Annotated in this window: 17 protein-coding genes and 1 pseudogene; 9 read left to right on the top strand and 9 right to left on the bottom strand. The window is 53.8% G+C overall.

Annotated elements, in window-relative coordinates:
- Window positions 1-1,299: 1,299 nt before the first annotated feature.
- On the bottom strand, window positions 1,300-2,115 hold the full coding sequence (locus ACKGJP_RS33340; RefSeq protein WP_409343026.1) for a hypothetical protein: 816 nt from the start codon (window positions 2,113-2,115) through the stop codon (window positions 1,300-1,302).
- A 322-nt stretch (window positions 2,116-2,437) separates the two neighbouring features.
- Here ACKGJP_RS33340 and ACKGJP_RS33335 point away from each other — a divergent pair, with 322 nt between their 5' ends.
- The gene (locus tag ACKGJP_RS33335; RefSeq protein WP_409343025.1) at window positions 2,438-2,944 is read left to right on the top strand and encodes a DUF6886 family protein; all 507 of its coding nucleotides are present in this window, start codon (window positions 2,438-2,440) and stop codon (window positions 2,942-2,944) included.
- 136 nt (window positions 2,945-3,080) lie between these two features.
- Here the strand turns inward: ACKGJP_RS33335 and ACKGJP_RS33330 are convergent, their stop codons facing one another.
- Window positions 3,081-4,817: an ABC transporter ATP-binding protein gene (locus tag ACKGJP_RS33330; RefSeq protein WP_409343024.1), complete on the bottom strand. Its 1,737-nt coding sequence runs from the start codon at window positions 4,815-4,817 to the stop codon at window positions 3,081-3,083.
- The gene (locus ACKGJP_RS33325) at window positions 4,792-6,579 is read right to left on the bottom strand and encodes an ABC transporter ATP-binding protein (RefSeq protein ID WP_409347329.1); all 1,788 of its coding nucleotides are present in this window, start codon (window positions 6,577-6,579) and stop codon (window positions 4,792-4,794) included. Before ACKGJP_RS33325 ends, ACKGJP_RS33330 begins: the two co-directional genes overlap by 26 nt.
- Window positions 6,580-6,982: 403 nt before the next feature.
- On the opposite strand from ACKGJP_RS33325, the pseudogene ACKGJP_RS33320 reads away from it, so the two are divergent.
- Both ACKGJP_RS33320 and ACKGJP_RS33315 read left to right on the top strand, forming a co-directional pair.
- Window positions 6,983-7,126: pseudogene (locus tag ACKGJP_RS33320) on the top strand (DNA mismatch repair protein MutT); the annotation flags it as partial.
- A gap of 125 nt (window positions 7,127-7,251) precedes the next feature.
- Window positions 7,252-7,890, top strand: a complete 639-nt coding sequence (locus ACKGJP_RS33315; protein WP_409343023.1) for a hypothetical protein — start codon at window positions 7,252-7,254, stop codon at window positions 7,888-7,890.
- Window positions 7,891-8,036: 146 nt separating this feature from the next.
- Here the strand turns inward: ACKGJP_RS33315 and ACKGJP_RS33310 are convergent, their stop codons facing one another.
- The 5 genes from ACKGJP_RS33310 to ACKGJP_RS33290 form a co-directional block, all read right to left on the bottom strand.
- Window positions 8,037-8,456, bottom strand: a complete 420-nt coding sequence (locus tag ACKGJP_RS33310) for a GNAT family N-acetyltransferase (protein ID WP_409347328.1) — start codon at window positions 8,454-8,456, stop codon at window positions 8,037-8,039.
- Between the two features lie 224 nt (window positions 8,457-8,680).
- Window positions 8,681-9,136, bottom strand: a complete 456-nt coding sequence (locus tag ACKGJP_RS33305; protein ID WP_409343022.1) for a hypothetical protein — start codon at window positions 9,134-9,136, stop codon at window positions 8,681-8,683.
- Window positions 9,137-9,245: 109 nt separating this feature from the next.
- Window positions 9,246-11,045 carry an ABC transporter substrate-binding protein gene (locus tag ACKGJP_RS33300; RefSeq protein ID WP_409347327.1) on the bottom strand — a complete coding sequence of 600 codons (1,800 nt, stop codon included), beginning with the start codon at window positions 11,043-11,045 and terminating at the stop codon, window positions 9,246-9,248.
- A 164-nt stretch (window positions 11,046-11,209) separates the two neighbouring features.
- Window positions 11,210-12,718 (bottom strand): ABC transporter permease, encoded by a 1,509-nt coding sequence (locus ACKGJP_RS33295; protein ID WP_409343021.1) that lies wholly within the window; start codon window positions 12,716-12,718, stop codon window positions 11,210-11,212.
- Window positions 12,719-12,730: 12 nt separating this feature from the next.
- Window positions 12,731-14,107 (bottom strand): ABC transporter permease subunit, encoded by a 1,377-nt coding sequence (locus ACKGJP_RS33290; RefSeq protein WP_409343020.1) that lies wholly within the window; start codon window positions 14,105-14,107, stop codon window positions 12,731-12,733.
- Between the two features lie 230 nt (window positions 14,108-14,337).
- On the opposite strand from ACKGJP_RS33290, the gene ACKGJP_RS33285 reads away from it, so the two are divergent.
- A complete protein-coding gene (locus ACKGJP_RS33285; RefSeq protein WP_409343019.1) occupies window positions 14,338-16,074 on the top strand; it encodes an ABC transporter ATP-binding protein in 1,737 nt (578 codons plus the stop codon).
- 220 nt (window positions 16,075-16,294) lie between these two features.
- On the opposite strand, the gene ACKGJP_RS33280 is transcribed toward ACKGJP_RS33285, so the two are convergent.
- Window positions 16,295-16,846 carry a GbsR/MarR family transcriptional regulator gene (locus ACKGJP_RS33280; RefSeq protein WP_409343018.1) on the bottom strand — a complete coding sequence of 184 codons (552 nt, stop codon included), beginning with the start codon at window positions 16,844-16,846 and terminating at the stop codon, window positions 16,295-16,297.
- A gap of 333 nt (window positions 16,847-17,179) precedes the next feature.
- Here ACKGJP_RS33280 and ACKGJP_RS33275 point away from each other — a divergent pair, with 333 nt between their 5' ends.
- From ACKGJP_RS33275 to ACKGJP_RS33255, 5 genes are all read left to right on the top strand, one after another.
- Window positions 17,180-18,250 carry a putative 2-aminoethylphosphonate ABC transporter substrate-binding protein gene (locus ACKGJP_RS33275; protein WP_409347326.1) on the top strand — a complete coding sequence of 357 codons (1,071 nt, stop codon included), beginning with the start codon at window positions 17,180-17,182 and terminating at the stop codon, window positions 18,248-18,250.
- A 92-nt stretch (window positions 18,251-18,342) separates the two neighbouring features.
- Window positions 18,343-19,380, top strand: coding sequence for an ABC transporter ATP-binding protein (locus ACKGJP_RS33270; protein ID WP_409343017.1), 1,038 nt, complete (start codon window positions 18,343-18,345; stop codon window positions 19,378-19,380).
- 15 nt (window positions 19,381-19,395) lie between these two features.
- A complete protein-coding gene (locus ACKGJP_RS33265; protein ID WP_409343016.1) occupies window positions 19,396-21,096 on the top strand; it encodes a putative 2-aminoethylphosphonate ABC transporter permease subunit in 1,701 nt (566 codons plus the stop codon).
- 33 nt (window positions 21,097-21,129) lie between these two features.
- Window positions 21,130-21,915, top strand: coding sequence for an HAD family hydrolase (locus tag ACKGJP_RS33260; protein ID WP_409343015.1), 786 nt, complete (start codon window positions 21,130-21,132; stop codon window positions 21,913-21,915).
- Entirely contained in the window at window positions 21,905-22,246 is a 342-nt protein-coding gene (locus ACKGJP_RS33255; RefSeq protein ID WP_409343014.1) for a DMT family transporter, read from the top strand. The genes ACKGJP_RS33260 and ACKGJP_RS33255 overlap by 11 nt, the downstream gene beginning before the upstream one ends.
- The last annotated feature ends 10 nt before the right edge of the window (window positions 22,247-22,256 follow it).

Genomic DNA, 22,256 nt, shown 5'->3' with positions numbered 1-22,256 from the left:
TGGCCGATTGGTAGGAGCGCTGAGCTATGCAGTCGGTAATAGCCGACCGGTAGAAGCGCTGGGCTATGCAGTCGGAAATAGCCGACCGGTACAAGCGCTGGGCTATGCAGTCGGTAATAGCCGATCGGTAGAAGCGCTGAGCGTAAGATCGCCATCAGCCAGCCGTCTTTTTATGCAGCTCTAGGCGATAGTGAACCCAGGTTCACTATTTGTTACCCTAAGTTCAGTATTCGGCCTCAAAATAGCGAGAAACGACCAATAGTGAACCAAAGGTCGCTATTTTGCCGTGAAGTTCACTAATAGTGAAGCTAGGTTCACTATAGCCTCTAGAAGGCCGATATGGAGCGGAAATAATGAAGTTACCTTCACTAATAGTGAATTTAGGTTCACTATATTTACGATTTGTCATGGAATGAAGGTTTAAAACTAACTTTGCCAGTGATGCTGCTCACAGCGGTCTGCCCGTTGCCACCCGCATAACCCCGGCTATTCTCCAGTAACTATCCGGCACGACGAAGCTCAACACCACCTATATGCTCAACAAACTACGGAGCGATCATACACTACGCATATCTTTGCACCAACCTAGCAAATACATCTGTTCTCTGCGAGTCATCCCAGCACCCACACCACGCCTATCCACTCAGCAAACTGAACAATTCTTCGCCAGTCCCAGCACTACATAACGCATATCCACTCAACCAACTGAACAATTCTCCACCAGTCCCAGCACCACATACTGCATATCCACTGAGCAAACTGAACAGTTCTCCGTCAGTCCCAGCATCACACCATGCCTATCCACTTAGCAAACTGAACAGTTCTCCGTCAGTCCCAGCACCACACCACGCATATCGACTCAGCAAACTGAACAGTTCTCCGCCAGTCCCAGCACCCACACCACGCCTATCCACTGAGCAAACTGAATAATTCTCCGTCAGTCATCCCCGCCCGACGTCAGCTTATTAACTTAGCAAAGCACGACTCTTCTCCAGACATCATCCGAAGCAACGCAGCTCCTCGCCAAGCATCGACTAACCAGAATCTAACAAATCGCAGCGCACTGTGCATTTGTTTCCTCACATCCGCCTAACAGAACCACACTTGCCCCGCCAAGTATGCAGTCTACCGGGCACAAAGCAGCCTCTCTCCAAACATCAACTAAACAAGACACGATTTCTTCACCACGGGTACTGTACGGCTTCTCGTTGCACAACCTGTTCCGGGTGAACATAACGCCCTGTGCTGCGAAAAGGGCAAAATCAAAGGGAGCATGCAGCCGCATACTCCCCAAGGAAGTTAAGATTTTTGTATTTTCGCAGGATTGTTGATCTTGTAAGGTACGGGATGCTTGGTGAGCTTCTTCGCCGCGATCTTGGCTTCGAACGTAATCGTGTCGCCGACTTCCAGCTCCAGCTTTTTGAGCGTCGCGCTGTGGCTGGACCAGGCGGAGCCGATTGCGGTTTCAGGCTCGACGATGGCAACCTCTTCGTAGATGATCACTTCGTCATCCGTATCGGAGAAATGATTCGGAACCGTCGTAAATTCTTTAATGGTTGCGGTCATTTTGACCTTCTCTTCAGGGAGCTGCAGCTTTTGCGCTTTTTCCTTCTTGGCCTTGCCCTCAGACGGTTCTTCGGTCTTGGTCTTGGTTTTGGTCTTGGCTTGCTCGGCAGAAGGGGCCTCTGCCTCCGGCTGCGTCTCCGCGCCCTTAGGCTGCGGGCTTTCCGGCTTTCCGCTCTCAAGATTTGCGTCCTCGAGCGTTACGCCCTCGGACTTTGCTCCCTCATGCTCCGCGCCCTCAGCCTCCGCGCTATCCGCCTCTTCCGACGCAGCCGTAAGCTTCTGGCCGTAGTTGGCCGCCTGCATCTCCTTCAAGAAGGAGGGATGGATACAGTGGCGTTGTCCGTTTTCAAATTCAATGACTGCGGTAAAGGTATCGACATAACCGATAATGCTGCAGGCCAGGCTTTGGCCGCTCCTCTTGTAGAAAAACGCTTTTGTTTTGGAGGCTTTCTCGGAAAGCAAACCCCATTCCTTGCATTGGTCGATCTGGGCCGCCTCGTTCTCGAAGGCGATATACGTTGTAGGCTCGATGATGAAGGCATGTACCATAGCTTAGCCGCCTTTCTTGTTATTCATAACCGATTATCCTTTTTCTTTCCGGACTTATGCGTTAGGTTTACCCTTCCAATTGTACAGGAACGGCCGAAGGAAGCAAGTACGGGATCCAGGAAAACGCGAACGGTTAAGCGCGGCTTGCCTAATGCTTCGTTATAACCGTTTCGTACATGGCATAATCGTGCGGAGTGATGATACTATGGCATTATCTATGTTTAGGAGGCATGAGGTCCCGCATATCGGGCCGTTCATCGGCATGCGAACTTCCTGTCCGTCCTTACTGCGCAACCCGCATAAAAAGGAGGCTTGGCTAGCCGTGCTGTATCATTTTAGCGAAAATCCGGCTATTCCGGTTTTCGAGCCTAGAAAGCTCGACTATCGGCCCGACGAACCGGCGATGGTGTGGGCGATCGACGAGTTTCACGCGGCGCATTATTTTTTCCCTAGGGACTGTCCGAGAGTGTGCATCTGGCCAAAAGAGGATACCGCCGATCGCGACATCGAGCGTTTTTTCGGACATTCGTCGACCGATAGGGTCATTGCCGTTGAAACGGGGTGGCTTGCCCGCATCCGGGAAACCCGGCTTTACCGGTATTCCTTTAGCCCTAATGATTTTACCCTCTATAGCGCGGATGCCGGCTATTATACCAGCTTGCATAGCGTCGAACCCGTCAAGGTCGACCCTATGGGAGACCTCCTGTCCAAGCTCGGCGAGGAGGATATCGAGCTTCGGATCACCCCGTCGTTAATGCCGCTTCGGAATGCCATTCTTACCTCAACCGTCAATTTCTCTATGATTCGAATGAAGAATGCCAAACAATAAACGCCGATAGGGGGAAGGCCGGCAGCGAGTTGCTCTGCACGGCGATCATGACCTTTTTGGTTGACGGAACGAGAGAGGAGAGGGGCAGCAATATTCCCTATGGAGCGTTGAAAATGCAACTCGCTCTCGGTTTGTCTTATTTCCGTATTTCTTGCTCCGACCACAGCTCCCGGTACATGCTCTGCTTCGCCATTAATGCGTCGTGCGTTCCTCTTTCCGCAACGCCGCCTTCATGCAGCACCAGAATTTCGTCCGATCGCTGAGCGATTTCGAGGCGGTGCGTAATAAAAATAAACGTCGTCCCCTTCAGCTCCCGAAGCAGCCGATCGAGCAGCCGCCTTTCCGTTCCCTGATCAAGCGACGAGGTCGCTTCATCCATAAGAAGAATGGCAGGCTTGCGCAGCAGCGCACGCGCAATGCTGATCCGCTGCCGTTCTCCGCCTGACAGCTGCAACGCCTGTTCGCCGACGAGGGTGGACCACCCGTCCGGAAGGCTGGAAATCCACTCCTCCAGCTCTGCGATGCGGACGGCATCCCGAACCGCCTCCCTATCAGCTGTCTCGCTGCCGTAAACGATATTATCCAGGATCGTGCCGCTGCGCAGCATGACATCCTGCGTGACGCAAAGCACATGATGCCTGAACCAGCCCGTATCCAGCTGCGGTAGAGGTATGCCGTTCAAACGAATATCGCCGGAAACGGGCTCGCGCAGTCCGAGGAGCAGATCCGCGAGCGTCGATTTTCCCGATCCGCGGTGCCCTACGATGGACAGGACGGAACCGGGAGCCGCGCAAAAACTAATATTGTCCAGAGCCGCGCCGTTATCGTACCGGAACGAGAGCCGGCTCACCGCTAGAGCGACCGGGCCCTCCGGCATGACACCGCTATTTGCCGCTGCCGGGGGAAACGCGATATCCGACACCCGCTCGATCGACGGAATGATTTTCACGGCTGCCAGGGCCATTTCAATCAAGGAGACGCCGAAGGGCCGCAGCCACGTATAGATGGCGACAAAGGCCACGAGCGAGCCTACGGTCATCTTCCCGCCCAGCACGAACCATCCGCCTGCCGCATACATCAAGACTAGCGCACATGCGTTAAGCGCCCCGTTCAGCATCCGAACGCGGTGATCCGTTGCGACCGCTCGCCGGGTATGGTCCCACTCCTGTCGCAAGCATTCCTTTACGTTCCGCAGGGCCTGAGACTCTTGCCCCGCCGCTTTGATGAAGGCAGCGCCGGAAACAAGCTCGCGAACGGTCTCGGAGACCAGGGAATTGTGCCGAGCCGTATCGGCCGCTCGCCGCTTGACATGCCGGCCGAGCGTCGTCATGAGCAAAGCCTGTCCAACCCAGATCGCCAAAACGGCGGCCGCCAGCAGGGGCTGCAGCGCGAGCAGGAGTGCCGAACCGGCTGCAATGGTCACGACATGAAAAAGCATGAATCCGATGTGCCCGTTGACCATATCGGCAATCGAACGGGTATCGTCGAGAATGCGCGTTAGCAAATCGCCGGTCCGCCTGTCGCGCAGCGACTCTAAGGGCCGACGCTGGAGACCGTCAAACAGCTCCGCCCGGCCGCGTCCGGCAAGCCGGATCATGAACCGTCCCCATACGTTCTCCAGAACGATCATCATGCTTCCGGTAATCGGTGCGAGCACCATGCACACCGAGACGATGGCGAGCAAATGCCAATTGCGCTGGGGGAGCACGCTCTCCAAGACGTATTTGGACAAGAACGGGGGTACCATGTACAGAAGGCTGCCGATTACATTTTTCATAAGGATCAGAACCAGGTTTAGGCGGCGCGGCCACAAATGCTTCCTGGCGTAGGCGGCGACGGCTGCCCGGTTACCGGACGGCGAAGGCACGCTCATCGCGAGCACCTCCTTCCCATCCCGGCTGCGCCGCTGCCGAATCGTTCATGGCGCATTCCTGTCTCCACAATCGGGCGTACAAGCCGTGGCGGCGCAGGAGCTCTTCGTGCGTGCCTTCCTCGACCAGCTCGCCTTGATCCAGCACGAGAATGCGGTCGGCTAAAGCCGCTCCTTTTAAGCGGTGGGTGACGTTAATTCGCGTGATTCCGCTTGCGTGTGCGCCGAGCGTCTCATATACGCGAGCTTCGCTCTTTGGATCGAGCGCCGAGGTCGCCTCGTCGAGCAGCAGAATATCGGGATTTTTGAGCATCGTGCGCACAAGGCCGATGAGCTGACGCTGACCGCCGGATAGGCGTTCGCCATTCGCGCCGATATCGGAATCGTAGCCGGAAGGAAGCTTCGTTACGATATCGCCGGTTCCGAACGCTTCCATCCACATGTCCAGCGTCCCCCGGTCCGCGTCGGCAAGATAGGTGAGATTGCGGTACAGGCTGCCGCGGAACCAGATTCCTTCCTGCATGACGTAGCCGATGCGCGACCGAATATGCGACGCTTCGAGCTCGCGGAGGGGAACGCCGCCGATTCGGATATCGCCCGCCGACGGTTCCTGCAGCCGCAGCAGCAGCTTGAGCAGCGTGCTTTTGCCTGCTCCGCTCGGTCCTACGATCGCAACATGCTCGCCCGGCGCAATCGTAAACCGGAGATTGCGCAGCAAATCGCCGCGTTCTCCGGCAACATGCACGCCGTGGAAGGAAATAGGCTGCCTGCGGTATTCGGTCAGCCTGTGCAAGCCTTCCTGAGCTCCGGGTTCGGCCGGCAAATGCAAATAGTCCATAATTCCCCGTATGCGGACCTTGATGTCCGCGAAGCTCACATATAACCCGAAGAATGAGCGTACCGGCGCGTTAAGGGCCGGAATATAAGCGATAATGGCCACCAGCTGTCCGACGGTAGCTTGTCCGGTAATCATCTGCCAGCCGGCGAACAGAAAGACCAGTGCCGGAGCCAGCGAATCCGGAATGCGCGGAAACGTTCTGTACATGCTGTCGACGATATTTTCCTTGAACGTCAGGTCGGCCCATTTGTCTTGTTCGGCGGAGACGTCCTCGAACTCCTTGCGCTCATTTCCGTACAGCTTGATCTGTTTGACCGTATCCAGCTTTTCCAGCAGACTTTGCCGGAGGCGGGCGTCGTGAGCGACCAGCTGTTTGCGGGCGATCCCGCGTTTCCGGCCATAAATATGAATCGGGATAAACAGAAGCACGAAGGAGAGCAGCAGCACCCCGGCAAGCAGTCCGTTCCAGCGGAAAATGACGACCAGCGCCACGCCGGCGAGCAGGAGCTCTTGAGCAAAGCCGGGAAGCGCGGATAAGCCAAACTGCTGGATTACCCTCGTGTCCTGCGTGCATCTCTGCAGAAGCTCGCCTCTCGCCGTTTTCGTGAAAAAAAGCGAGGAGGTGCGGAGTACGGCCGCTAGCGTTTCTTCGGTCAGCGAGTAGGACAGCTTGATCATCGTCTTGGCCGACACGTAGGTTCGTACCGCCATGCACAACTCGGACAGCAGCAAGGCCCCTACCAGCAGAAGGGAGATTCCCGGCATGCCCTCTCCTCCGTGCAGCGCGATGGCGTCCATCAACCGTCCGATCAGCAGCGGCGCGGCCGCCCCGCACAGAGCGGCTGCAACGGTAAGCAGCGTGACGAGCAGAAAGGCGCCCTTGGAGCGGCCAAGCTGCCTCGCGAAAAAAACGATCCAATCTGGCATTTTTAACAACGGAGTCCATCCTCCCAAAAAATAGGTGGTAAAAGTGTTCTTATCGTAGCAGTCGACCTCCGTAAAGGGCAAACGGCAAAAACAAATGTTCGCCTTTTTGGATTGATTGAAGCGTTATTGGCCGGGAGCATTTTCTGAAAATGAGAACTTGCGTTTCCTCGTTCTTGCTCCCGGTTGCTTAGTCTTTTATTTTTTACCGAATCTAGCGGTCCGGATCCCTTGTTATGTTAAAAGCGCATGGTATGAACAAATGGTGATACAGTTCAGGAAGCACGTGGATTTCTTCTTGCGGGTGAACCCGGATAGGAGAGGATTAGTACGGTTAGAGCACAGAATGAGGTCGACTTCCAATCGCTTTTCAAAAGGAGATTCTAATCGGTGAGGAGGTCCTTGAATGTTCATTGTAAATGTCGAAGGTGCGGTTTACTACAGTGGAAAATGGTTGGTAATTAAGCGCAGCGCTAAAGAGGAACACGCAGGAGGAACTATTTCTCTTGTCGGCGGAAAAGCGGATAGCGAAGGAAATGCTACGGATATACGGATAGTGGAGTAAAGATATGGTAAAATGGGTGTATAACATGCCCCTTGATGGTCAAGGAGACCGACTTGGAATATTCTTAAGTCAATCGATGGAAAATTATACAAGGATATGGTGTGATGCGGATGACTGATTTTACATTGATTAAAAAGCTGTTTCATATTACGAAACGAAACGGGTTTAGTCATGAAGAGATACAAACCATAAAAAGTAATTTTGGTGAATTGCCCCAGGTGTTTATAGATTATTATTCGGAACTCGGTAAAGACGAGCGGCTGAATCATACGCAAGATAGTTTGATCAAACCCGAGCAACTCCAATACTTCAAACATAGCGAATATTTAATTTTTTATTGCGAGAATCAGCGTGTCTGTGTTTGGGGAATCCGTAAGAACGATTTATCCAGGTCCAATCCCCCTGTCTATATGAGTTACGATGAAAAGGTATGGAAAAAGGAATTTGAAACATTGACCGATTTTTTCCATGCGATGGCCTATTTGCAAACCGTATTCGCTCTTGAATACGGCTGTGAATCGTTCTATTCCATTGAACAAACCGACTTGGATTTTATTCGTGAAAATTTTAAAAATAAAGGTATTTCCTTTCGGCATTGGGTTGGCATCGAATTTTATGGGAATTACGATGACAGCATAATAACAGTGATGAAAAATGACGATAGTTTTGATTTGATCTATGCTTCAAGCGACAATGAACATTTTGATGAAATGGATCGGGTTCTTTCAAAAATGGGAGTAGTAATTTGAAATTTTCTATTTCAAGAAGGTAACAGACTGCCAGCAATCGGCAGCCTTTCGCTTAAGTAACGGGCAGTAATGCTGAACAACTTCCCTCGTTCAACCTACCCTGCAAAAGAATAAAAGTAAGGGGTTCATAAATATAAAATTATATTTTATTCATACACCATAATCCAATATTTTTCTCCTGGACCACCTTGTTCAACAACTTTCTTCCAACCATTATTCTCATAGAAACTCATTGCCTTTTTATTTTCAGATACACATTTCAATGTCAATGGTTTATTCATTTTCTCTATGGCAGCATTAAGTAACTTACTACCAATACCCTTACCTAAAAAATCAGGGTGAACAAATAAATTATGAATAAAATCATTTGGCAAGTACAAAGAGGCAAATCCCATGATATGAGTATCTTCTTCTGCTAAAATAATATACTCTCCTCTAGTGTGCGTATCAAAGTCTTCTAAAATCATTTCTTTTGCACTCATCCAATCAAAACTCTTACGACGTGATTCAAGATATATCTGTCTTAATTCAGGATAGTCTACTTCACTTGCTACTCTAATCTTCAAATTTCCACACTCTCTTTCTTTTTTGGAGTTCATAATAGTATATATCGTAATCTAATACACATGAGCATAAAAAACACAAGAATAAGGAGTTATTATTAAGAGGTGTGAAGTATATCCAGATGGGATTGGCATTCAACTAACGAGAACGAGAGCTCAATAATCAACTCGGAGGAGGCTGCCGGCATGGACCGGCAGCCTCGATGCGCAAAAGGGGTTGCGTCTCGTTAAAACCGGTGCAGCGGCTCGATGCGATAGGCCGACTTCTCGCCGGCCGCTCCTTGGTGCTCGCCGTGAATGACCCAGCCGTAAGACAGCGTGGAAGCCAGACGGTCGCGCTCCTCCGCACGGAGCTTGGCGGAGATCGACTCTTGTCCGGGCTCCAGCCCGAGCTCGGCTTCCTCGCCTAAGGCGAGCAGAATCCAGCTGGAGATGCCCCGCAGCGTGTTGAACTTGATCCGGTAGCCGTTGTAGACGGCGTCTTCGAAGGCGGTCGGGTCGCTGGCGGCCGATGCGGTCAATAGCTTGTAGTCGAACTGGAATCTGCTCTCGTCCTGAGGCAACTCGTCTGCATGGATGCGGCGGAGCAGCTCCTCCTTGGACCAACCGTATGCGTTTAGCGATTCCAGCATGAGGGCGTCCCACTGCGACAGCTTGATTGGATGTTTCTCGGAAGAAGACATGAATGATCGCTCCTTTTTATAGGCGTTGGCGAGTGTTTGAAGAAAGAGACTGCCCCGGTCAGCATCCGCGACGGTTGAGGCAGTCTCTTTTGATTGTCTTTTGAACTCTTTATTTTTTGCTTGCTTTGTAAGCGTTCAGGAACTCTTTGACTTTGCCGGCATCGGCTTTAAGCTCAAGGCCGGTTTTGACGATCGGGCTGACCGTCGATACGGCTTTGAATTTATTGTTTTTGTAGTAAGCGAGGAACTCGTCTTGATTGATGGAGTAGAGCACCGCTTTTCTCAGGTCGGCGCTTTTCGCCACTTCACGGTTTTTGGTGTTGAACAGCAGGTACGAGACGGCGTTGCTCGGGATGGTCTGCAGCGAGAGCTTGCTGTCGCCCTTGACGATGTCGAACTTCGTCTCCGACACGCCATAGTACAGGTGAATCTCACTGCTGCGCAGCGCGGATAGCGAGCTGTCGGCGTCTTTGATAAAGCGGACTTTAATGTTGTTAACCTTCGGCTCGTGTTTCGTGCCCGCCATGTAAGCCGGATTTTTAAGGAAGATCGCTTCGTAATCGTTTTTGTAAGACAGGATGTACGGACCGCTCGTGAACAGGGTGTTGTTGTATTTAGCGCCCTCGGTTACCGTGTTTTGATCGCCGTAAGGGATGTCTTTGTTCACGTCGAATTTGGCAACGTCATACGTGTTGATGCTCTGGACTTGCTTCTTGGACACGATGCCGGCCGATTGGTGAGCCAGGTAGTTCAGCACTTGCGGGAACGGCTTCGTCGTCGTCAGCTTCACGACTTGATAGTTGCCTTCTTTGCTGTTTGCTTGTTTCTTGTCGGAGACAAGACCGGAGATTTTGGCGCCCAACCCCTTCTCCAGACCGGCTTTAACCGTTTCGGAACTGCCGGATTGCTTGATCGATTCCAGAACAGCCGGATCGGTTACGAGCTCTGCGTTCTTGATGTGCTCATGCAGCGTGTACGTACGGTGGTTCGGTACCGAATTTTTGTCCTTCGCGCGAAGAAGAGAGAAGATGACATCGTCCGCGCCTACGCGCTCGCCCGTATCGACGGCCAGCTTATCCTTGATTTGAGCGAAGTTGATGTCGTCCCGCAGGATGAAGTAATAGTCGGAATTGCCTTCGGCTATTGCGAAGTTATACGACAGGGAGCCTTCGGCCGTCAGCTTGTCGTCATCCGTCAGGTTAAGCAAGCGTACGTACATGTTCGTGTTGATGATGTTGATCGAGCCGTCATTTCCTTTGATCGGGTCAAGCGAAGTCAAGGTCGGCTGCGTCGATTGCAGGATGATCGGGTCTTTCGCGCGCTTCGCGGCATCCTTGAAATCGAGCTCTTCCCATGGGAGGGAGCGGGATTTCGACAGCCGTACGGACTCCTTTTTCAGGACTTCCTGATTAAAAGCTTGCGATTTGACCGAAATGTACAGAGGCGCGATATACGCCTTGTCGAATACAAGCTTCTGCTCAAGCTGTTTGTACGTGTCTGTGAACTGCCCTTGCGTCTGCGTCGAAGCTTTGTCAATCAGTTCGTCGATCTCCGTGTCGGCCAAGATGCTGTAGTCGCCGCCGGTCTTGAACACCGAACGCACGGCGTAGTCCGGGTTGCCGGTTACGGTGGTCCAGCTCGACAGGGCGATGTCATAATTGCCTGCGTCCTGCTGCGCCTTGAACGTGCCATAGTCCGGCTGAATGTTCAGCTTGACGTTGAAGCCGTTCTTCGTCAGTTGATCGCGAATGATGTTAACGTCCGTCTCTCCGGAGCTCATGGCCAGCAGCTCGATATCGACCGGGTTGCTGTCGACCGCCGGCTGTCCCGAAGGCGCTTGCGATTGCGTCTTGTCGTCCTTAGTCGTCAAAGTGCACGCGCTCATCATAAGCGATGCGCCTAGGATCATGGGGATGAGCAATTTACTTTTTCTCTTCAATTTGATTCCCTCCTGATGAAAAAAATGATATATGAATGCACATTCATTCTTCGTCCCTGCATGTTTTGAAACGTAGAAGGTAGATCAAATATGAATGAGGATTCCGAATGTCTTGCCTCTTAGGGACGGCAGCCTTATTCCACCTTCGGATCGAGCGCGTCGCGGAGCCCGTCCCCCAGGAAGTTGAAGGAGAGGACCAGCGCGATGATAGCCAGACCCGGATAGATGGCCGTAAACGAATGCGTCTCCAGATACGCGCTGCCGACCTTTAGGATGTTGCCCCACTCCGGGATATGCGGCTCGACGCCGAGCCCGAGGTAGCTCAAGCTGCTGGTCGAGATCACCGCGCCGCCGATGGTCAACGTCGATTTGACGATCATCGGGGAGATGGCGTTCGGAACGATATGCTTGAACAGAATCGACAGATCGCCGGAGCCGAAAGCCCGTGCTGCCTGTACGTATTCGAGCGTAGAGACGAGCATGACGTTCGCCCTCATCGTCCGGGCGTAAGTGGGAATCGCACCGACGCTCAGCGCCAGAATAAGGTTCACCGTGTTGGCGCCGAATGCCGCGATGATCGCAATCGCAAGCAGAATGCCCGGAATGGCGTATAGGATGTCGAGCGCCCGCATGATGACGTTATCGGTCTGCCGGCCGTAATAACCGGAGATCGCACCCAGTAAGCCCCCGATCACGACCGGGATGAGCGTGGACAGGATGCCGACGAAAAGCGAAATCCGTGCGCCGAACACGATTCGGGAGAACAAGTCGCGGCCGAAATTGTCGGTGCCGAGTGGGTGAGCCAAGCTCGGATACTGCAGAATCGCACCGTAGTTGTTATCGACCGCCATTCCGTAATCGAACGTTAAGTAGCTGCACACGGCGATGGCCAGCAGCAAGCCGATAAAAAACAGGCCGAGCATCGAGGTGGAGCTTCTGGACAGGCGCTCGACGGCATTGCTAAGCTTTGAGCCTGACGAATACCCTTTGTCGCGCAGCTTGGCGATCAACAGGATGCCAAGGAACAGGGAGAACAGATTGCCCGATACGGAAGTAGCGAGCAGCACGACGGCGACGATCCACATCCGCTTGGGCAGGATCTTGTCTTCCGCGTGGCGGGCCACCAGCAGTAAGGCGATCAACTGGAGTACGGCCGCGACCAGGAGCAGCGACATTCCTGGCAGGAACGTATTGGCAACGTAAGGCTTGAATATGTTCAAGGCCGAGACGGCGAATACGAACACGGTCGTAAGCAGCGTATAGAAGGCCAGCGTATAGGCGGCGCTCTTCTTGCGCTTGACCAGCTGGAAAGCCGCAGTCCCGACGAAGATATTGGCGGTCAGCAAACTGAGCAGCAGCACGTAGCCTAGCCGGCGCGTGGCCCGCCGCAGCTCGCCGTTACGAAGCAGGTCCTTCCTGATAAGGGACATCACCGCTAGCTGCAGCAGCCCAAAAACCAGATAAGCGATGCAAGCGGTCAGGACGGCCGGCTTCAAGACCGCGTCGGACCAGTCGTAGCTGTTCAGCAGCAACAACAGTGCGATCCCGAGAGAAGCGACGAAGGAGAAGCCGGCTTGACTGTATTCCGGGCAACTGCTCAGCCGGAATCGGGCTTCATGTTTGGTAAGTTGAGTTATTTTCACGGTTGCCACCTGCTAATATTGTTTCATCTTTGAACGGATTCTTGGATCGAAAAACGCATACAGAATATCGATAACGACATTGACGATGGAGATTACGATCGCGGTGTATACGACGCCGCCCATAATAGCGGGGATGTCCGGGATAAACTGCTTGTCCACGATGAAACTCCCGATGCCGTTAATATTGAATACCTTCTCGGTAACGGCCGCTCCTCCGAGCATTCCGCCGAACTGAAGCCCGATGACCGTAATGATCGGGATCAGCGCGTTGCCTACCGCGTGCTTCCACAGGACCCGCCTGCGAGACAAACCTTTGGCTTTGGCGGTCGTAATATAATCCTCGTGGATGACCTCGAGCGTGGAGGAGCGGGTCATCCGCGCGACTGCGGCCGTTAACCCCGTGCCCAGAACGATAATAGGCATGATCATCGATACCCAGTTATGCGGATTATAGGTGGCGGGCAGCCATTGCAGCTTGATCGAGAAGTTCAGGATGAAGATCAAGCCTTGCCAGAAATTAGGGATCGACAAGCCGAGCAGGGCAATGAACATAAACGTATAGTCGAAAAACGAATTCGGCCGCGTCGCCGATACGATGCCGATCGGCAGGGCAATAAGCACCGCGACGATCGTGGATATGACCGTGAGCGTCATAGTCACGGGAAATTTATTAGCGATGGCTGTCGTAACGTCCTCATTGCCGGCAAACGACTTGCCGAGATCGAAAGTCAGGATGCCCTTCAGCGTATCCCAGAGCTGAACCAGATAAGGTTGATCCAGTCCATACAGCTTGTTGAAAGCGGCTATCTGCTCGGCGGTCGCGGTTTCCCCGAGGATATTGGCGGCCGGGTCCATCGGCGCTATATACAGGATGGTGAAGACCAGGAAGGCGACGCCGAAGATGACGAACACCGTCATGACCAGCCGCTCCAAGATGTACTTCAGATATGCATTGCCGTAGATCCCGATCAGCGCATACATCAGGATGCCCGGCAGGAAGGACACGGCCAGAAACGCCGGGTTATCGATCAACATCCGGAACGTCTCAGCAAACGTGACCGGAGTCTGGTGGCGCTGCTCCAGACGAGCTTCGACCTGCCGATGCAGAGCTTCCTTGAACTTCTCGGCGGTTATGCGTTCCGCTTCATGCTCCAGCTGCTTCCGATCCACGTGCTGGTTGAAAAAATGATGCTTCCGGGTCAACTGCTCCTTCGTTTCCGTTAAGATCCGGTCCCTGTAGCCGGACTCCAGCAGCTTGCGTTCCAGGCTTTGGCGAAGTTCCTGATGATCGTTCCTCTTGCGTCGATATAGGTAAACGATGCCGACGATAACAGTTACGGGTGCCCCTGCGAGCAGCAGCAGGAAGCGATAAGCCGGATGAAGTAACATTTTAGAGTAGATGTTCCCGAGTCGGTCAACGAGAGGGGAGTCTGTTGCGATCGTTTGCCCTATCAAGCTTGTACGCTCCCTTTCAGTAACTGGCATTCTTTTAATTTGTAATTTGCATTATTCCGATCGATATAGTAGATTTTATGATGAGGGTTGATAAAAGTCAACAACTCCCCAAAAAACGATGAAATTATATTTCACAAATCTACTACTTAGACGCAGGTGACTATATGGATACGTTATTGCAGGTGAACCAATTATCCGTCTCGTTTTATTCTCGTGATAAGGAAATCGAAGCCGTTCGGGGTGTGAGCTTCGAGGTGCGGAAGGGCGAGACGCTGGGGATCGTCGGAGAATCCGGCAGCGGCAAGAGCGTCACGGCGCGTACGATCATGCGTCTGATGCCTTCGCCGCCTTCTATGGTGAAGGGCGGAGAGGTTCTGTTCCAAGGCCAGAATTTGGCTTACAAAACCGATCTGGAGATGGAGCAGATCCGAGGACGCGATATCGGAATGATTTTTCAGGACCCGATGTCTTCGCTCAACCCGACCATGCGGATCGGCAAACAGATCGAGGAGAGTCTAATCAAGCACCGGAAGCTCTCCAAGCCGGAGGCGTACAGGGAAGCGATCGAGATGCTCCGGATGGTCGGCATCCCGAATAGCGAAGCCCGCTATATGCAGTATCCGCATGAATTTTCCGGCGGCATGCGTCAGAGGGTCATGATTGCCATCGCGCTCGCTTGCCGTCCCTCGTTGCTGATCGCCGACGAACCGACAACTTCGCTGGATGTGACCATACAGGCGCAGATCCTGCATCAGATGAAGGAGCTTCAGCTGAAGCTCGGCACCTCGATCATCCTCATTACGCACGATTTGGGCGTCGTAGCCGGCATGTGCGACCGCGTCGTCGTCATGAAGGAAGGCGAGATCGTCGAGACCGGTACGACGGATGAGATTTTCTCCGCGCCGAAGCATCCTTATACGAAGCGGCTGCTGAACGCGCTGCCCCGGTTGGACGAGAAGAAGAAGCCGAAGCCGACTTCGCTCATCGCGAGATCGGCCGAGAATCGTGCGCTGCTGGAAGTCCGGTCGCTAAAGCAATATTTCGACCTCGGGAAGGGGCAGATCGTTAAGGCGGTTAACGATATCAGCTTCGATATTCGGGCCGGCGAGACGCTTGGCGTCGTAGGCGAATCCGGGAGCGGCAAATCGACGACGGGGCGAGCGATTCTTCGTCTGAACGAACCGACCGGGGGAGAAGTACTCTTCAAGGGAATCCCGCTGAACCGGCTCAATCGCGGAGAAATGAAAACGATGCGGCGCCACATGCAGATGATTTTCCAAGATCCGTACGCTTCGCTTAACCCGCGCCTCCGCATCGTCGACATCATCGGCGAAGCGCTGGACGTGCACCGGATAGCAAGCGGGAAGCAGGCTCGGCTGAAGCGGGTCGAGGAGCTGCTCGACATGGTCGGGCTTAGCCCTGCTCATGCACTGCGGTACCCGCATGAATTCTCGGGAGGTCAACGCCAGCGGATCGGCATCGCCCGCACGCTTGCCATCGAGCCGGAATTTATCGTGTGCGACGAGCCGTTGTCGGCACTGGACGTCTCCATCCAGTCGCAGATCGTCAAGCTCCTGGAGGAGCTGCAGCAGCGACTGGGCCTCACCTATCTGTTTATCGCCCACGATCTGTCGATGGTCAAGCATATCAGCGACCGCGTGGCGGTTATGTACAAGGGCAAAATCGTGGAGCTGGCTGAGAGCGAGGAGCTGTACGAGAATCCTCAACATGCCTACACGAAGTCGCTGCTGGCGGCGATCCCGGTTCCCGACCCGAAGGTGGAATCGCGGAAGACGTTCACCGCTGACCAGGAGTCCTCGAAGGCGGATCCGTACGGCCTGGAACGCTCGAGCTTCGTAGAAGTGAAGAAGGGGCATTGGGTAGCTGTTGCCGAAGCATAGATTTAGGCGAGGGTTCGGGAGACCAAGGAGAGGGTACCTGCGGTCCAAGATGAGAGGGACGTTCTCATTTTTCTAATGAGGGATTCAGCTATCGCAGAACGTTAGCCCAGTAAACGATCGGTATTCCTCCAGCCGCAACAAAAGACCATTCGTGAGATGAAGCTCGCGAATGGTCTTTTTGTTGTTTTGCAAAGAACGCCTTCTATAGCACTATCAGCTTTCACTTCTCAGCGGCGCTGTCCAAGAAAAATTCCCCTCGGCGCAGCGTGTCGACAAACTGCTGCAGCCACTCGTAATATTTTTTCGCATGCCGGAGCTTATGCAGATCCTGAAGCGCAAGCTTCCGTTCCTCATCGGCTATATGCTCTTCAAGAATCAGCTCGGTTAACTCGGGGAGAGCCTGGTCGATCGCCTCCGTCATCACATCCACTTCGCGCTGCAGCTTATGCGAGAAGAAATTTTGAAACGCCAGAAAAAAATCGGCCTCCGCGGCGTACAGCTCTTTGCGCTCCTGCTTTTCGTCCAGCTTTTTGACCATCTGGGATTCAACGAGCGCTCTTACGGCGTAGCTCATATTGCTTTTGCTCATGTTCATCTGCGTTTTCATCTCGTCGAGCGTCATGGGCCGGTTCTCAAAGAACATGATGCCGTACAGCTGGCCTGACGAATGCGTGCCGCCGTATAAATCCATCGTTTCCGCTATGGCTTCGATCATATTGCTTCTGATGCGAAGCCGCCGTTCGGCGTTCTGACTTTCCTCGCTATGGGACATCGGACCGTTCCCTTCCCCCGTAACCGTTCCTAGGATTCGTTGTATATGTTCAATATATTTTGAATCATTCCCTTCTATTATAGCAAAAAGACCGTTAAGTTGGCGAATTATGCAGCGAAAACGGCCTTTACATAATCTTAATGCTCAGTTAACAGTCATTTGACACATGGAAAGCAAAACGAATGTACAATAAATTTTGTACAGAATATGAAATGTGGGAATAAACAGGAGGTATATTAGATAAATTAAACAATTTTTGAACAATAGTAACTACTACCTCAGCAAAGCCAAAAAGGAGAATAAACAGTGAAAATCAATTGGAAATGGAAATCGATGGCGGCCATGCTGGTCGTTACGGGCTTATTGGCAGGATGCGGCGCAGGGAAGCAAGAAGGAGGGGCAGCAGGCGGCGGCCAACCTAGTCCGACGTCCGCGGCTTCCGGCAAGCCGGCCGAAATCAACGTGTATACGGCGATGGAAGAGGAGCAGATCAAGACTTATTTAACTTCTTTCAAGTCTCAGAATCCGAATGTGAAGGTCAACATCGTCCGCGACTCGACAGGCATCATGACGGCGAAGCTGATTGCCGAGAAAGAGAATCCTCAAGCGGATGTCGTCTGGGGACTGGCTGCGACGAGCCTGCTTGCCATGGACGACCGGAACATGCTGGAGCCTTATGCCCCCAAAGGCGTAGAACGGGTACTGCCCGAGTTCAAGGATAAAGCGAATCCCCCGAAATGGGTGGGCATCGACATTTGGGAGACGGCGATCATCGTCAACAAGGCGGAGATGGACAAGCGCAAGCTGGCGGTTCCCCAAACTTACGAGGAGCTGGCGAAGCCGGAATACAAAGGCTTGATCGCCATGCCGCATCCGGCTTCCTCTGGAACGGGATATTTGACGGTAAACGCGCTCAACCAGCTTTACGGGAAAGAAAAGGCGTGGGCTTACATGGACAAGCTGCACGAAAATATGATGGTGTACACGCACTCCGGCTCTAAGCCCGCGAAGATGGCCGCCTCCGGCGAAGCGCCGATCGGCATTTCGTATGGGTACAGCGGCATTCTGGAGAAGAAAAAGGGAGCCCCGGTCGAGGTGATCTTCCCTAAAGAAGGCTCCGGCTGGGATATGGAAGCGAACGCGCTTGTGAAGAAGAAGGAAATCAAACCGGAAGCGAAATTGTTCCTCGATTGGGCGATCAGCGACGAGCCGATGAAGGAATACAACAAAAACTACGCGATCTTGAGCATCAAGCAGGAAGGCGGCCAAACGCCCGAGGGCTACAGTAAAGATCCGGTATCGCAGCTGGCGAAGCTCGATTTGTATCAAGCGGCTCGGGATCGCGACGCCGTGCTTGCGGAGTGGGAGAAGAAGTACGGGTCCAAGGCGGAGCCGAAAAAGTAAGCTCGTCTTCCGTCTTGGACGGGATGCCGAAGGCATCCTTCCCAGGTGAGGGAGCCGATGAGGATTTCAATAGAAAAAAAGGGGCATTAGCCATGAAGCCAGGCTATTTATCGCTGCGCAATCTCGCCAAGCAATACGGGAAGCAAACGGCGCTGCAGGACATTCATTTGGATATAGACAAGCATGAGTTCATTTGCCTCTTGGGGCCGAGCGGCTGCGGCAAAACGACGCTGCTCCGCATTCTGGCGGGACTGGAAAAGGCGGATCAGGGGCAGCTGGCCATTGCGGGCAAAGACATCACGGCCGTGCCGGCAGGGAAACGGAACTTCGGGATGATGTTTCAATCGTATGCCCTATTCCCCAATCTATCTGTCGGCGAGAACATCGCGTACGGGCTGCGAAACCGCTTGTCCAAGGCGCAAATCGCCGAGCGGGTGGAGGAGCTGCTCGGACTGGTGGAGCTGGACGAGCAGCGCCACAAGGTCCCTGCGCAGCTGTCGGGAGGCCAGCAGCAGCGGGTCGCGCTCGCGAGGGCGCTGGCGTTCTCGCCCGATTGTCTGCTGCTTGACGAGCCGTTATCCGCGCTCGATGCCAAGGTCCGCGTCAAGCTGCGGCGTGAAATTTGCCGTCTGCACCGGCAGTTCGGCATGACGACCATCATGGTGACGCACGATCAGGATGAAGCGCTGACGATGGCCGACCGCATCGTGGTTATGAACAAGTCGCGCATTGTTCAAGTCGGTACGCCGGAGGACGTGTATGAGAAGCCCGCAACGCCTTTCGTCGCCGATTTCATAGGAGCCGTCAACTTTATCGGGAGGGACGAGGACCGGCACGGCAGCGCTTCGCTAGCGATCCGTCCGGAGCATGTCCAGCTGGTGCGGGAAGGACATGGGCAGATGAAACAAGGTGTCGTACGGGAGCTGGAGTACCGGGGGACGCATTATCGCCTGGTTGCCGAGCTGCTGAGCGCACAGGATGCTCCGCTTCGGCAGTTCGTTACGATCGACGTGCCGGCGCATGCCATGGCGTCCTTAAACGTCGGAATGGACCGGAAAATTCTCTTCACGTTCCCGTCCGAGCGTATGATCCGGTTTGACCCGTCTGCCCGGCATGCGGTTGGCGTGTAAGGGGGGACGACGGCTATGGACATCCGGATCAAACGAATGAAGCCGAATGCCGGCTCCTGGAGCCGAAGCATGCTTATCGTCACGATGACGTTAGTGCTGCTGGCCGCGGTCCTTCTTCCGCTTGGAGAACTCGCGATGAAGGCGGTCACCGACCAAGACGGGCGATTTGTCGGACCGGCTCACTTCGTCCGCTATTTCTCGACGCCCGCTCTGGTTGCTTCGTTATGGAATTCCGTCAAGGTGTCTGCGCTTACTACGTTCATCGCCGTGACGCTCGGCTTCGGGTTTGCTTACGCGCTGGAGAGAAGCGGTATTCGCGGCAAATGGTTTTTCCGGTCCGTTGCGCTGCTGCCGTTGTTCGCGCCCTCCATGCTGCACGGACTGGCGCTGGTCTACTTGTTCGGCAATCAAGGGCTTGTTTCGACCGGCTTCTTCGGGCTGCTCCCCGAGCTTCGCATTCCGCTTTACGGACCGACAGGCATCGTGATTTCGGAAGTGTTATATACGTTTCCGCAAGCGTTCCTGATCCTGTCGGTTGCGCTAGCGAGCGCCGATTATCGGCTGTATGAAGCGGCGGAAACGCTCGGCGCTTCCCAATGGCGGACGTTCCGGACGGTAACCGTACCGAGCGTGAAGTTTGCGTTGATTAGCGCAATCTTCGTTTGTTTTGTCTTAACGTTTACCGATTTCGGAGCTCCGAAGGTCGTGGGAGGGCAGTACAACGTTCTTGCGACGGATTTGTACAAGCAGGTCATCGGTCAGCAAAATATGCAAATGGGTGCGGCCGTCGGCGTGCTGCTGCTCATCCCGGCCGTTATTTCCTTCGTTATCGACCGCATCTCCCAGCGCAAGCAGAGCGGGTGGCTGAGCGCGAAATCGACGCCTTACCGGATCGGGGAGAATGGGCGCAGAGATGCTTTCTTCTATCTGCTTTGCTCCATCGTGTCGGCGGTCATCCTCGGCATCCTGCTCGTCGCCGTTTACGGATCCTTGGTGAAAGTATGGCCTTATGACCTGTCGATCTCGTTCTCCCGCTACGAGGGATTATTCGAAGGAGCAGGGCCGTTCGCGAACAGCTTGATCATTGCGGCAGGCACTGCATGCTTCGGCACTTTGGTTACCTTTATGTTCGCGTATCTCATCGAGAAATCGCGAGGCTATACGGTTTTGCGCCATGCCGCTTATTTTCTGTCTATGCTGCCGCTTGCGCTGCCGGGACTGGTGCTGGGTCTGATTTACGTCTTCTTTTTTAACAACCCGAACCAGCCCTTGCATGGGATTTACGGAACCGTCTGGATCGTCATTTTGTGCAACATCGTGCATTTTTACTCGGTTTCCTTCCTGACGATGACTTCGTCGCTGAAGAAGCTGGACAGCGAGTTCGAGGCCGCCTCGGAATCGATGAACGTGCCTTGGTACCGGACGCTGCTTCGGGTAACCGTGCCGCTTTCGCTGCCGACGATTCTGGAAGTGTTCATTTACTTTTTCATCAACAGCATGGTGACGGTATCGGCGATTATTTTCTTGTATGCACCCGACCTGAAGCCGGCCGCGGTGGCGATCGTCAATATGGAGGATTCGGGCGATATCGCTCCGGCTGCAGCCATGTCTACGTTAATCATACTGACCAATCTGTTGGTTCGAACGGCCGTCATGGGGTTGTCCGGAAAGATGCGCAGAAGAACGGAAGGGCTTCTGGTCAGGAAAGACGGGTAGTAGTTCGTCAAACTAAGTGCGGGAGAGATCGGAATGCCGGATTTGATCGTCAACAAGCTGCGTTACCCGGTAAAAGGGATTTTATTCGACAAGGACGGGACGCTGCTGGATTTTATTAGTCTATGGGGCCACTGGAGCGAATCCGTGTACCGTCATTATGCGAGCCTGCTTCCCCGCGGAAACGAAAAGATCGCGCCTCTCCCCGAGCTGTGGGGAACGGTTCACGATGCTTCGGGCCGCGTCAGCGACTACAGCCGAAGCGGTCCGTTAGCGATGGGGTCGACGGGGGATCTGCTGGCGGTCCTAGCCTGGCAAGGATATCGCCTGGGGCTTCCTTGGGGGGAATCGATGCGTCTGGCACGGGAAAGCAAGCGTCTCGCCGATGAGGAGATGGAGCAGGTTCGTCCTGCTTATCCTTTGCCTGAATTGATACCGTTCTTAAGGCAATGCCATAACCAGGGCTTAAGCATGGGTATCGTAACGGCCGATGAAACGGCGGACGCGGCGAAGCATCTGGAATGGATGGGCATCCGCCCTTTTTTCAGAACGATTGTCGGCAACGACCGGGTGGAGCGGGGGAAGCCCTATCCGGACATGGTCGAGAAAGCTTGCCGAGAATTGGGCTTGAAGCCGGCCGAGGTGGCTGTAATCGGGGACACCAACGGCGATATGCAGATGGGGAATGCCGCAGGGGCTGCCGTAACGATAGGCATCGTCGGTGCGGAGGCGCTTAACGACGAGCGTTCGTTAAGCGATGCGATGGCGAAGGTGTCTGCGTACGCCCAGCTTCATTTGGAGGCGTTCGTGCATGAAGGTTGAAAGCGGCTTGGGATGGACGCTGCTGCTGCTTGCCATCCTGTTTGAATTAGCGGGCACCACTTCCATGAAGCTGTCCGCAGGCTTTACGAAATTATGGCCGTCCGTGCTGATGTTCGTTTTATACGGCTGCAGCTTTACCTTGCTTAACTTCGCGCTGTCCTATATGAAGATCGGTGTCGCTTACGCGATTTGGTCGGGCGTCGGCATCGTCCTGATTACGCTTGTCGGCTTTGTCCTGTTCAAAGAATCGATGAATCTGAATCAACTGCTCTGGGTGTCGCTGATCGTGATCGGCGTCGTCGGTCTTAAAATGAGCGGCAAAGTACAGTAAACGAAAGCTA

Origin of the sequence: Paenibacillus litoralis (assembly GCF_046244365.1) — a bacterium.
Lineage (GTDB): Bacteria > Bacillota > Bacilli > Paenibacillales > NBRC-103111 > Paenibacillus_V.
Note: the sequence above shows the minus strand (reverse complement) of the source record. Positions and strands in the feature narration are given on the sequence as shown.